Below are 12602 nucleotides of genomic sequence, written 5' to 3' on the forward strand. Positions count from 1 at the left end.
GATACAAGCTTTGTGCCAAATTCTAACAAACTCGCCGCAACACCCTGGCCGCCCCGCCTTTCAACCCATACCCCCGAGTCCAGCATGAACACAATCCCGCTCGCCACCGCCAAAGCCCGGCTGGCCCAATACGTCGAGGCCAAGGACAACAACCGCCCGGCGCTGATCCACGAAGCCTTCGCTCCGGATGCGTCGCTGACCTTCTCGATCGATACCGACTCCATCAGCTTTCCGCCCAAGGCCGAAGGCGCGGATGCCATTGCCTCGACGCTGGTCAGCGAGTTTGCGAAGACGTTCGACCGCTGCCGGACCTACTACATCGGCGACGTTGCGGCCGCGCTGGACGGCAACGCCATGACGATCCCCTGGCTGGTGGTGATGCGGGAAACCGCGGCCAGCGCCTTGCGCGTCGGCAAGGGCCATTACCGCTGGGGCTTTGCCGCCGGCGATGACGGCACGTACCGTATCGCCAGCCTGCATATCCATATCGAACGGATGGACACGATCGCCGATCCCGGCGCGGTCACGCTGGCGGCCCTGCAGGCGGCGCTGCCCTATCCCTGGCTGCCGGCGCCGGTGCTGGCTGCCGCCATCGAAGCGCACACCGGCGCGCAGCCCGCGCCGGGCTTCCTGAACGTGTTCGCGCAAGCGGCCCGCAGGTCCTGACGGGCGCGGATCATCTGGCCGGCAATTGCTGCGCGACCAGCGCCACCCAATACGCCGCGCCCAGCGGCAGGATCCTGTCGTTGAAGTCATAGTAGGGATTGTGCAGGGGCGGGTCTTCCGCGCTCTCGCCGGCGCCGATGCCGATATAAGCGCCGGGGCGCTTTTCCAGCATGAAGGCGAAGTCCTCCGATCCCATTGCCGGCTTGATATCGGTCTTCACGTTGTCGGCGCCCACCAGTTGCGCGGCGGCGGCAATGGCGGCGTCGGTCTCGCCGGGGGTGTTGACCACGCCGGGGTAGCCGGGGCGGTAGTCAATCGCGATCCGCGCCTCGTGGGTCGTGCCCACGCCCTCGCAGATCTGCCGCATCGCCGTCTGCGTGCGATCCCGCACGGCGGGGTTCAGCGTGCGGATGGTGCCGCGCAGCACCACCGACTCAGGCAGCACGTTCCAGGTATCGCCGCCGTGGATCTGCGTGATGCTGACCACGACCGAATCGGTGGGATCGGTGCGGCGGCTGGCAATGGTCTGCAGCGCGGTGATCAGGTGCGCGGACACGACCACGGAATCGATGCCGTGGTGCGGCTGGGCGCCATGCGCGCCCTTGCCGGTGATGACGATCTCGAAGTTGTCCAGGAACGCGGTCATGGTGCCGGCGCGGATGGCGAACTTGCCGCGTGGCAACTGGGGGAAGTTGTGCATGCCATAGACGGCATCGGCCGGGAACTGGTCGAACAGGCCCTCTTCCACCATCACGCGGCCGCCGCCTTCATTCTCTTCGGCGGGCTGGAACACGAAATGCACCGTGCCGCGGAAGGCATCGCGGTTGCGCGACAGGTGCGCGGCCGCACCCAGCAGCATGGCGGTATGGCCGTCGTGGCCACAGGCGTGCATCTTGCCCGCGCAGGTGGAAGCGTGGGCGGCCTTGCCCAGCTCCTGCATGTTCAGCGCATCCAGGTCCGCGCGCAGCGCGATGCTGGGGCCGTCGCCGTTGCGCAGCGTGCCGACCACGCCCGTCGTCGCCAGTCCCCGCTGCACTTCGATGTCCATCAAACCCAGCGCCTGCGCCACGATGCCAGCGGTGCGGTGTTCTTCGAATGCGGTTTCCGGAACAGCGTGGATGTCGCGGCGCCAGGCCAGCATGTCCTGGCGGATGTCGTCGGCAATATCGGGGTCGCGGTACATGGGTAATCTCTGCTACGGGTGGGATTCAGTGGAAGAACTCGGCAATCAGCGTGGCGCCGAGGAAGGTGCCGGCCGTGGCCGTCAGCGACACCACCACGATGCGCCAGCCGAGCAGCCGGAACACCGGCAGGTCCTTGGCCACCGAGAAGCCCGCCAGCGCCAGCACCGGCGTGGTGAAGGTCATGAAGTTGAGTTTTTCCGTCATGGCGATGACGGCATCGGAGAACGGGAACATCCCCGGCACGCCGATCAGCGTGACCGCCACCGACATCGTCAGCAGCAGCGGCACGCGCGGGAACACGCGCTTGAGCAGGTCGCAGGCCGCCACAATGGCAATGGCTACCAGGATGCCCTTGAGCGATACCGGCAGCGGCACGTTGTATGACAGCTTGTTGCCGATCAGCACGCCGGCACCAACCAGGAACCAGCCCAGCGCGGCATCCCGCGCCGAGGTGCCATGCGCCAGCGCGCCATCGAGCTTGACGCCCCGCACCTCGCGCATGGCGTCACGGCGCGAGAAGCGGCCCAGTACCGGCTCCAGCTTGCCGTACAGCCACGAACATAGCGGCAGCGACAGGAACAGCGTGAAGTAGAAGCCGGCCACCGAGGTCAGCAGGTTCGACGCCGCGGCAATCGCCATGATCTCGGAAGCCTGCCCGGGGTGCTGCGCGACGATGGCGCCGACGGCTGCCGCCATCAGGCTGCCCGAGCCCACGCCGGCACCCATGGCCAGCGAACGCGGATCGAAGATGCCCAGGCTGCTGACAAACCCCGACAGCACCGCGATGAAGAGCGCGCCCAGCACGGTGCCGGTGATGTACTCGGCCAGCACGCCGCGGCCTTCCGGCGACGCCATGCCGTATTTCTCGCCGATGATGACGATATTGCCCTCGCGCCCGACCGAGAAGGTCGCGCCGACGGCCTCGCGCTTGATGCCCAGCAGCAAGGCCAGCGGCAGGCCCAGCGCCAGTGTCCCGAGCGCGTGCCCGAACTCCTGGAACAACAGCGCCCAGCCTGCGCCCTTGAGCTGCGGCAGCGCGCCGCCCACGGTCAGGCCGAGCTTCACCACGAACAGCAGCAGCCCGGCATTGAGCAGCCCGGTGGCAAGCGATTGCAGCGGCGCGTCGATGCGCACCGCGCGCGGCACGTTCCGGGCCGCGATGCCCCACGCCGCGGCCATCAGCAGCGCCCACAGCATCGGCATCAGCACGACCTTGCCGGGCCCCAGCTTGAACTGCACCGCGCCAATGGTTTCGGCAATCGCCACCACGACCAGCGTGACAACGGCCAGTCGTACCTTGCCACTGCCGGTGACGGCGGCAATCGGGGAAGCGGACGCAAGCGCCGGCTGGGCAATGGGGTTGGTCATCGGGTGTCTCCGCGGGAAGGCTGCTTATGTCGCACAAACGTGCTCTCTTCGGCATTCCGGTTCGATCTTGACCGCTTACCGAAGGATCGGGCTAGTATTCCGGCGCTTGAGCGTTTCATCAATGATCGTGATATGGGAAACTTGTTGCATTCAATGCAACGCTCAACCGGAGTGACACGTGCTTTCGATGGACGACAAACTTGACACGCGGCGCGTGCGTTACTTCATGCAGGTGCTCGACAGCGGCTCGGTCCGCGGCGCCGCCGAAGTCCTCGACATGGACCCCTCAGCCGTCAGCCGGGCCATCGCCGTGCTGGAGAAAGACTGCGGCACGCGCCTGCTGGAGCGGCACGGCCGCGGCGTGGTTGCCACCGAGGCGGGCGATCTGCTGGCCGCCTACGTGCGCAACCAGAACAACCAGAAGCAGCAGTTGCTGGCCGAACTCGACAGCATCCAGAAGGTGGCGCGCGGCCATATCGACATCGTGGCGGGCGAAGGTTTCGTCGAATGGCTGATGCGCCATAGCCTGCGCACCTTCATGCTGGCCCACCCGGGCATCACGGTGGACCTGTCGGTGGGCAGCACCGACGAGATCGTGCAGCGCATTGTCGATGGCAGCGCCCATATCGGGCTGGTGTTCCAGCCCCCCAAGGACGCGCGGCTGCGCTGCCACCACGCCCATCCGATGCCGATCCAGACCCAGGTGCTGGCCTCGCACCCGCTGGCGCAGCTGGGCCGGCCGCTGGACCTGCAGGACCTGCTGCCCTACCCCGGCGCCACCCTGCACCGGACCTTCGGCGTGCGCCAGCACATCGAGGCCGCAGAGATCAGCGAGGGCGTGCGCCTGCAGTCGCTGCTGACCACCTCGTCATTCAATGCGCTGGGGCACTTCGCGGCGGCGGGGCTTGGCTACGTCCTGTGTACGCGCCTGGCCTTGTGGAACCAGCTTAACGAGGCGCCCGTGGTGTCGCTGCCAATGAAAAACCCCCTGCTTTACCAGGGGGAAATCCAGACCGTGTCGCGCCAGGGCCGGGTGTTGTCGCCGCCGGCGGCACGGCTGTTGCGGCAGATCGTGGGGGACTTCTCGGCGCTGATGACTGGGGAGTGAGCCTTCGCGCCCGGTGTGTCAGACCACGCCCTCCGCCCGCAGCCGGACCAGCTCCTCATCCCCGATACCAAGCCGCCCATAGACCTCGGCATTGTGTTCGCCCACATCCGGCCCGGTACGCGGTGACGGCGGCGCATAGCCCGAGAATCGCGGCACCACGCATGGCGCCGGCACCGAGCCCAGGTCCGGATCGGGCAGCCGCACGATGGCCTGGCGAGCCGCCATCTGCGGGTCGTCGACGATATCGGCGATGCTGAATACCTTGCTGAATGGCACCTGGCACTGCTCCAGCCGGGCCGCCACGGCGGCATAGGGCTGCGCGGCAAACCATTCGGCAATGCTGCCGTCCAGCGCTTCGATATTGCGCACGCGCCCGGCGTTGGTGGCGTATTCCGGCGCCTGCGCCAGTTGCGGTGCGCCCATGGCCTCGGCCAGCCGGCGGAAGGTGGCGTCGGAGGAGGCCACTACCGTGACCCAGATCTCGTCCGCGGTGCGATACATATTGGACGGCGCCGCGTAGGTGGTGCGGTTGCCGGCGCGCTGGCGCACATGCCCCAACTGTTCATATTCGATGGCCAGCGGATCCAGCAGGCGGAACAACGCCTCGGTGGCGGCCAGGTCGATCTCGCGGCCGCGCTGGCCGGGCCTGGCGCGCTGCTCTGCCACCGCAGTGGCAATCGCAAACGCGCCGAACAGCCCGGCGATCATGTCCCCCATCGGGTAGTTCATATGCATCGGTCCGCTCTGCGCGGTGCCCGCCAGGTTGGTGAAGCCGCTCCTGGCTTCAAAGATGCGGGCAAAGCCGGGCCGCGCCGCATCGGGCCCGGTCTGGCCGAAGCCGGTCAGCCGCAGCACGATCAGCTTCGGGTTGGCCGCATGGAGGGTGTCGAGATCCAGCCCCCAGCGCGTGAGCGTGCCGGTGCGGAAGTTCTCGACCAGCACATCGAACTGGGGCAGCAAGCGCAGGAAGATCTCGCGGCCGCGCGGCGTGCGCACGTCGAGCGAGATGCCGCGCTTGCCGCGGTTGGTCACCTTCCAGTACAGGGCGTGGTCCTCGGTAACCGGTTCAAGCCCGCGCAGCGGATCGCTGCCGTCGGGCAGCTCCAGCTTGACCACATCGGCGCCCATGTCGGCACACAGCGTGGCGGAAAACGGGCCGGCCACCACGGTGGCCATGTCCAGGATGCGCAGTCCGGCCAGCGGGCCCGTGCAGTGTGCGTCTGGCGATACAGCGTGTGTGTCCTGGTCTTGCATGGCGGGCCTCCGGCGGCATTGGCGTCTGCTGCAAGGTGGCAGGCGGCTTGCCCGGATGCAAGCACGGTTTCGCTGTGCGGAACTGTCGTGCTACAACATTGACGCCCCCATTCCCGGATCCCAGCATGGAACCCAAGCAACCACCGCACAGCATGGACCGCAACCCGGAACACCTGCCCCTGCCCGGCCTGGCCAGCGAGGATGCACTGGCCACCGACCGCCAGTTCGCCACCAACCTGGCGCGCGGGCTGGAGGTGCTGCGTGCCTTCACGCCGTCCAGCCCGGTGCTGGGCAACCAGGACATCGTGGCGCGCACGGGGCTGCCCAAGGCGACGGTGTCGCGGCTGACCTACACGCTGGGGCTGCTCGGCTTCCTGAGCCGCGTGCCCGGCAACCAGAAGTACCGGCTGGGCGCCGGCGTGCTGGCGCTGGCCTACCCGATGCTGGCCGGGCTGGCGATCCGCCAGGTGGCGCGGCCTTATATGGAGGCCATTGCGCGGGAAACCGGCTGCACGGTGAACCTGGGCATGCGCGAGCGGCTGTCGGTGGTGTACGTGGACAGTTGCCGGCTGGATCCCGGCAACCTCTACCAGCCGGACATCGGCAGCACCCGGCCGCTGCTGGCCAGCGCGATCGGCCGCGCGATCTTGCTGGCCTGCAGCGCAGACGAGCGCACGGCGCTGCTGAACCGGCTGCGCGTGGACGATCCGGAGCGCTTCAACGTTGAGCGCCAGATGTGGGCGGACGACCAGAAGCATTTCCGCGCCCACGGCTACTGCCTGAGCCGCGGCGAGTGGCGGCCAGAGATCCACGCGATCGCGGCACCCGTGCGCCAGTCGCTGCACGAAGACCCGTTTGCGCTGAACTGCACCATCGCCGCATCGCGCAACCGCGACAACATGCTGGAGCGCGAGGTGGCGCCAAGGCTGCGCGAGGCGGTGCGGCAGATCGAACTGAGCTGCGCGCGCTAGCCGGCAGGACGCAGCAATGCACTCTGCCGGCGATGTCGCCGGCATGACAAGCGGCCCGCCAGAGGCCCGCATGAAACCGCGCCGCGGGAAATCCCCCGGCGCAGGCAACCCAAGGAGACAAGATGGATGCCATCCAACCGTTGCGCCGGCTCGCTGCCGGCATGCTGGCCTGCGCCGCGCTGATGCCGCTGCCAGTGCTGGCCGCCCCTGACAATGCGGCGCGCTTCCCGGACCACCCGATACGGATCATCGTGCCGTTCTCGGCGGGCGGTGTGGTCGACTCCGTCACCCGCATCACCGCGGAGAACATGGCCAAGGTACTGAAGCAGCCCGTCATCGTCGAGAACAAGACCGGCGCCGGCGGCGCCATCGGCGCGGACTTCGTCGCCCGGTCACCCGCCGACGGCTATACGCTGCTGGCGGTCAGCCCCAGCTATGTGGTCGGGCCGATGCTGAACCCGTCGATCCAGGGCAAGAGCGGCAAGGACTTCCGCGCGGTGGCGGGCATTGGTGCCGTACCCAACGTGATCGTGGTGCCGGCTTCGTCGCCGCTGCGCACACTGCCTGAACTGCTCGACGCCGCGCGCAGCAAGCCCGGCACGCTGACCTACGCCAGCGCGGGCGTCGGCACCTCGAACCATCTGTCGGCCGAACTGCTGGCGCAGATGACGCAAGTGAAGCTCACCCACGTGCCCTACAAGGGCCAGCCCGAGGCCATGAGCGACCTGCTGGGCGCGCGCGTCTCGATGATGGCGCTGACCTCGGCCATTGCCCGCCAGCAGGTGCAAAGCGGCAAGCTGCGCGCGCTGGCGGTGACTTCGGCAAAACGCTCAGCCGTGATGCCCGACGTGCCCACCGTGGCCGAGGCCGCGCGCCTGCCCGGCTATGAAGTGGGCGGGTGGTTCGGCCTGGTCGCGCCGCAGGGCACGCCGGACGCGGTGGTGCGCAAGCTGGCCGAGGCCGCCGCGCAGGCCACCGCGGACCCCGCCACGGCACGCCGCCTGGCCGAACTCGGCATGGACCTGGCACCGCAATCCACCGCCGCATTCGACCGCTTCCTGGACACGGAAACCAAGAAATGGACCGGCGTGCTGAAGACCGCCGGCATCACGGCACAGTAGCCGCACACGCTCATCCAACCTACCGGAAACATTCCATGATCCGCGACTCCGCCCGCCAGCAAGCGCTGCTTGCCGATATCCGCCGCTTCGTGCTCGAAACCTGCATCCCGCTAGAGGCGGAGATCGACCGCACCGATGTCATCCCCGAGCCCGTGGTCGAACAGATGCGCCGCCTCGGCCTGTTCGGCCACAGCATCCCCGAAGCGTACGGTGGCGCAGGGCTGACCACCGAGGAGCTGGCGTTGGTGAACATCGAGGTCTCGCAGGCCGCCACCGTGTTCCGTGCCCGCTTCGGCGGTAATACCGGGATCGCCTCCGAATCGCTGGTGGCCGACGGCACCGAAGCGCAGCGGCAGCGCTACCTGCCGCAACTGGCCTCCGGCAAGGTGACCGGCTGCTTTGCGCTGACCGAACCGGAAGCCGGCTCCGATGCGACATCACTGCAAACCACCGCAAGGCAAGACGGCGATCACTACGTGCTGAACGGCAGCAAGTGCTTTATCACCAATGCGCCGATCGCCGACCTGTTCACCGTGTTCGCCCGCACCAATCCCGATACACCGGGAGCCCATGGCATCAGCGCCTTCCTGATCGAGCGCGGCACCCCGGGCCTCAGCACCAGCGAACCGGAACGCAAGATGGGACAGCACGGCTCGCCGGTGGGCGATGTCTACCTGAAGGACTGCCGCGTGCCGGCCAGCGCCATCGTCGGCGGCAAACCCAATGTCGGCTTCAAGACGGCGATGAAGGCGCTCAACAAGCAGCGCATCAACCTGGCCGGCCTGTGCGTGGGGCCCGCCATCCGGCTGGTCGACGAGATGGTCCGCTACGCGGCGCAGCGCCGGCAGTTCGGCAAGCCGATCGCGGACTACCAGCTGGTGCAGCAGATGATCGCCGACAGCAATACGGAACTGCACGCCGCCCGCGCACTGGTGCTCGACACCGCGCGCAAGCGCGACGCCGGCGAGGACGTGACCATGGAGGCGTCGATGTGCAAGCTGTTCGCCTCCGAAATGTCCGGCCGCGTGGCCGACCGCGCGGTGCAGGTGTTCGGCGGCAGCGGGTATATGGCACGCACCGTGGCCGAGCGCTTCTATCGCGATGTGCGGTTGTTCCGGCTGTATGAAGGCACGACGCAGATCCACCAGCTCAATATTGCGCGCAGGACGATGGAGGCGCGTGGGGCGGCGCTGGAGGGGAGTGGGCCTGAGCCAGATGCGAGGCAACCGGCGCGGTAGCCGGATTGCGTCCTTGCTGACTATCTGACTATCCGTGCGCGCTGGCAGCCAGCGCGTCCATGAACGCCTGCCGCAGCGGCGTCTGCTCGGTGTCCCGGCGCCGGAGCACGCCGACCATGCCCTCGCGCCGGTATGGCAGCCGCAATATCGCCACCTGCCCCAGGCGACTGAAGAACGCTGCCATCCGGCCTGACATCACGGCCAGCAGTTCTCCCTGCTGCAGCAGCGACACGTTGGCAAGCAACGTCGCGCTCTCGATCCGCACGCATGGGGCGGGTTCGCCGGCCAGTGCCAGTTCGTAGTCCAGCTCGCGCCGGATCTGGCTGGTCACGGGCGGCCCCACCCAGGTATAGGCGCGCGTATCCGCCCACCCGACCTTGCGCTTGCGCGCGAGCGGATGCGTGGGGCCGGCGATCACGCGGATGGTCTCCGGATATAGCAGGTCGCAGCGCAGCTCGCCGTCGATGCCCTGCACTTCGGTACGCCCCATGACGAAGTCCAGCCGTCCTTCGCGCAGGGCCGGCAGCATGTCTTCGACGGTGCCCTCTGCCAGCGTCAGGTGGGCATCGGGAAAGCGCTCGCGGAACCGGCTGATCGCCGACGGCAGCAGGTCGACCGATACGGTTGGCGTCGCGCCGATCGCCAGTTGCCCAGCCGCGCCTTCTGCCATCACGCGAATGGTGGCCTGGGTGCGTTCGATCTCATTGAGGATGGTGCGGGCATGTACGACCAGCGCTTCGCAGAAGCGGGTCGGCACCAGGCCGCGCGAATGCCGCTCGAACAGCGCCACCCCCAGTTCACTCTCCAGCTCGGCCAGCCAGCGCGACAGGGCTGGCTGGGTCATGTTCAGGCGCGCAGCGGTACGGCTGACATTGCGGGTTTCATGTAGCGCCACCAGCACATGCAGCTGGCGGATACGCATCCGTTGGGTCCAGTCCATGGTATGAGTTTCAGGTTATAGCAGAGGTCATATTAATCATTTCAATGGAATCGCGGACGATGCAATAATTTTTCCATCCCCCGCAAGCCGCCATTGCCATGCCCCCGTCCAGCATTCCCGCCAGCGCCCGCCCCAATTTCCTGCTGTTCATCACCGACCAGCATCGCGCCGACCATCTCGGCATCTATGGCAACGCCGTGGTGCAGACGCCCAATATCGACCGGCTCGGCAGCCACGGCTGGGTGGCAGAGCGCTGCTATGTGGCCTCGCCGATCTGCATGCCGAACCGCGCATCGCTGATGACCGGGCGCATGCCGTCGGTACACGGCGCGCGCCACAATGGCATTCCCTTGCCGCTGTCACAGACGACGTTTGTCGAGCGGTTGCGCGATGCCGGCTATCGCACGGGGCTGGTCGGCAAATCGCATCTGCAGAACATGACCGGCCTTGCGCCCGTCTGGCCACGTCCCGGCGATCCGCGCACGGAGGGCGAAGCGCGCCGGCCTGAAAGCGGGCGCTTCGACCAGGAATGGGGACCGGCCTGGCGCGACGATCCTGACTTCGCCATGTCCCTGCCGTATTACGGCTTTGCCGACGTGCAGCTGGTGACCGACCATGGCGACACGGCCGGCGGGCATTACCGGCGCTGGCTGGAGCAGCGCCATCCCGAAGTAGCGCGCGCCTGCGGCCAGGAGCATGCCATCCCGACGCCTGGCTATGTGTTGGCCGAAGCGCGGCAGGCCTGGCGCACGCGCGTACCGGAAACGCTGTCGACCACGGCATGGATCGGCGATCGCACCATTGACCTGCTCGGGCAATACGCGCAGGAGGACGCCCCCTTCATGATCCAGTGTTCGTTTCCGGATCCCCATCACCCGTTCACGCCACCCGGCCGCTTCTGGGACATGTACCGGCCCGAGGACATGACCCTGCCGCCCTCGTTCGACGCCGATCCGGCGCTGGCGCCGCCGCATCTGCGCTGGATGCACGCGCAGCGCGACGCCGGCCGCGCCGTCAAGCATACGCCGGCGATGTTCGCCTGCACGGCGCGCGAGGCCCGCGAAGCGCTGGCGCTGAACTATGGCTCGATCGCGCATATCGACGACACCATCGGCCGCGTGATGGCGCACCTGGCCGCGCTCGGCCTGGATCGCAACACTGTGGTCCTGTTCACCAGCGACCATGGCGACTTCTTCGGCGATCACCAGTTGCTCTGGAAAGGACCGCTGCACTACCAGGGCCTGATCCGCACGCCGCTGATCTGGTCGGAACCCGCAGCGCGCACAGCCACCGATGCCCGCGCCGCGCGCAGCCAGGCACTGTGCTCGAGCATCGATATCGCGCCGTCGATCCTCGCGCGCGCGGGCTGCGCGCCCTACAACGGCATGCAAGGCCTGTCGCTGCTGCCCGCCATCGCCGGCGAGGCATTGCCGCGGGAAGCCCTGCTGATCGAGGAAGAGAACCAGCGCACCATGTTCGGCTTCCCGATGCGCACGCGCATGCGGACGCTGCAAACCGCGCGCTATCGGCTCAGTGTGTACGAAGGCGCGCCGTGGGGCGAACTCTACGACCTTGAAACCGACCCAACCGAATCGCACAACCTGTGGGATGCGCCAGCGCTGGCAAGCACGCGCCAGGCGCTGCTGCACCAGCTGCTGGTCACGATGATCTCGCACAGCGACGCCAGCCCCAATCCGACCGCGCTTGCCTGAATCGGGTCCGCCCGCGCCACCAGCGGCAGCACCCCATGACAACAATATCCACGGAGACAACCATGACACGCCGTCCCTTCAGAATACTGATCGCCGCAGCCATGCTGGCGGCCGCGGTCCCCGCCTGCGCGCAGGATGCCTACCCGGCCAAGCCGGTCCGCCTGATCGTCAACTTTCCTGCAGGTGGCCCGCTCGACACCGTGGCACGGCTCATTGCCGAGCGTGCCGGGCGCGACCTGAAGCAGCCGGTCGTGGTGGAGAACCGCTCCGGCGCCGGCGGCAACATCGGTGCCGAAGCCGTCGCGCATGCGACGCCGGACGGCTACACGTTGCTGATGTCGACTGACACCGTTGTCACCGTCAATCCGTTCGCCTATCGCAAGATGTCGTTCGACCCGGTCCGCGACCTGGAGCCGGTTGGCCTGGCCGGCACCTTCAATCAGGTGCTGGTCACGCATCCCGGCCTGAAAATCCGCGACCTGAAGCAGTTCCTGGCTGCCGGCAAGGACAAAGACCTGTCCTATGCATCGGCTGGCGTAGCATCGCCGGGCCATATTGTGTTCGAGATGCTGAAGGCACGCACGCAGATCCGGGGCACCCATGTCCCCTACAAGGGCAATGCGCCAGCGCTGAGCGACGTGCTCGCGGGTCAGGTACCGGCAGGATTCCTGGCCACGCCGACCGCCGTGCAATACATCAAGGGCGGCAAGCTGGTCGCGCTTGCGGTGTCCGGCCTCAAGCGCGACCCCTTGCTCCCGGACGTGCCGACGGTGGCAGAGACCGGCATCGCCAACTTCGATGCCGAGTTCGCCTTCGTCATGTTCCTGCCCTCAGGCACGCCCGCGGCCATCCGTGCGCGCTGGGAGCAGCAGCTCAAGACCGTCTTCGCGGACGCGGATTTCCAGAAGAAGCTGCTGGCACAGGGCGTGCGGCCGCAGACGAGCAACGGCGCGGCGGCAGCGCAATGGCTGGCCGCGGGGCGTACGCGCTGGGGCGAACTGATCCGCAAGCTCGGCGTGTCGCTGGACTGAGCGACTGCC

The 12602-nt window shown here is 67.6% G+C and carries 11 protein-coding genes; 7 read left to right on the forward strand and 4 right to left on the reverse strand.

Annotated features, from left to right (window positions below):
* The first annotated feature begins 84 nt into the window (after nt 1-84).
* Nucleotides 85-666, forward strand: coding sequence for a hypothetical protein (locus AC3WRR_RS20970; RefSeq protein WP_492298024.1), 582 nt, complete (start codon nt 85-87; stop codon nt 664-666).
* 10 nt (nt 667-676) lie between these two features.
* Here the strand turns inward: AC3WRR_RS20970 and AC3WRR_RS20975 are convergent, their stop codons facing one another.
* On the reverse strand, nt 677-1849 hold the full coding sequence (locus tag AC3WRR_RS20975) for a M20 aminoacylase family protein (protein WP_492298025.1): 1173 nt from the start codon (nt 1847-1849) through the stop codon (nt 677-679).
* 25 nt (nt 1850-1874) lie between these two features.
* Nucleotides 1875-3218 (reverse strand): DUF3100 domain-containing protein, encoded by a 1344-nt coding sequence (locus AC3WRR_RS20980; RefSeq protein ID WP_010812517.1) that lies wholly within the window; start codon nt 3216-3218, stop codon nt 1875-1877.
* Nucleotides 3219-3405: 187 nt separating this feature from the next.
* Here AC3WRR_RS20980 and AC3WRR_RS20985 point away from each other — a divergent pair, with 187 nt between their 5' ends.
* A complete protein-coding gene (locus AC3WRR_RS20985) occupies nt 3406-4326 on the forward strand; it encodes a LysR family transcriptional regulator (RefSeq protein ID WP_010812518.1) in 921 nt (306 codons plus the stop codon).
* A gap of 18 nt (nt 4327-4344) precedes the next feature.
* Here the strand turns inward: AC3WRR_RS20985 and AC3WRR_RS20990 are convergent, their stop codons facing one another.
* Entirely contained in the window at nt 4345-5580 is a 1236-nt protein-coding gene (locus AC3WRR_RS20990) for a CaiB/BaiF CoA transferase family protein (protein ID WP_492298027.1), read from the reverse strand.
* 125 nt (nt 5581-5705) lie between these two features.
* Here AC3WRR_RS20990 and AC3WRR_RS20995 point away from each other — a divergent pair, with 125 nt between their 5' ends.
* From AC3WRR_RS20995 to AC3WRR_RS21005, 3 genes are all read left to right on the forward strand, one after another.
* The gene (locus AC3WRR_RS20995) at nt 5706-6551 is read left to right on the forward strand and encodes an IclR family transcriptional regulator (protein WP_371258387.1); all 846 of its coding nucleotides are present in this window, start codon (nt 5706-5708) and stop codon (nt 6549-6551) included.
* A 122-nt stretch (nt 6552-6673) separates the two neighbouring features.
* Nucleotides 6674-7672, forward strand: a complete 999-nt coding sequence (locus AC3WRR_RS21000; protein WP_492293976.1) for a Bug family tripartite tricarboxylate transporter substrate binding protein — start codon at nt 6674-6676, stop codon at nt 7670-7672.
* A 35-nt stretch (nt 7673-7707) separates the two neighbouring features.
* Nucleotides 7708-8910: an acyl-CoA dehydrogenase family protein gene (locus AC3WRR_RS21005; protein ID WP_011616631.1), complete on the forward strand. Its 1203-nt coding sequence runs from the start codon at nt 7708-7710 to the stop codon at nt 8908-8910.
* A gap of 28 nt (nt 8911-8938) precedes the next feature.
* Here AC3WRR_RS21005 and AC3WRR_RS21010 read toward each other — a convergent pair whose 3' ends face one another.
* On the reverse strand, nt 8939-9850 hold the full coding sequence (locus AC3WRR_RS21010; RefSeq protein ID WP_081225793.1) for a LysR family transcriptional regulator: 912 nt from the start codon (nt 9848-9850) through the stop codon (nt 8939-8941).
* 98 nt (nt 9851-9948) lie between these two features.
* Between AC3WRR_RS21010 and AC3WRR_RS21015 the strand changes: the two genes are divergently transcribed.
* Nucleotides 9949-11562 carry a sulfatase family protein gene (locus AC3WRR_RS21015; protein ID WP_492298028.1) on the forward strand — a complete coding sequence of 538 codons (1614 nt, stop codon included), beginning with the start codon at nt 9949-9951 and terminating at the stop codon, nt 11560-11562.
* Between the two features lie 62 nt (nt 11563-11624).
* Nucleotides 11625-12593, forward strand: a complete 969-nt coding sequence (locus tag AC3WRR_RS21020) for a Bug family tripartite tricarboxylate transporter substrate binding protein (RefSeq protein WP_052181699.1) — start codon at nt 11625-11627, stop codon at nt 12591-12593.
* Nucleotides 12594-12602: the final 9 nt, after the last annotated feature.

The organism is Cupriavidus sp. FW305-3-2-15-C-LB2 (assembly GCF_058787575.1).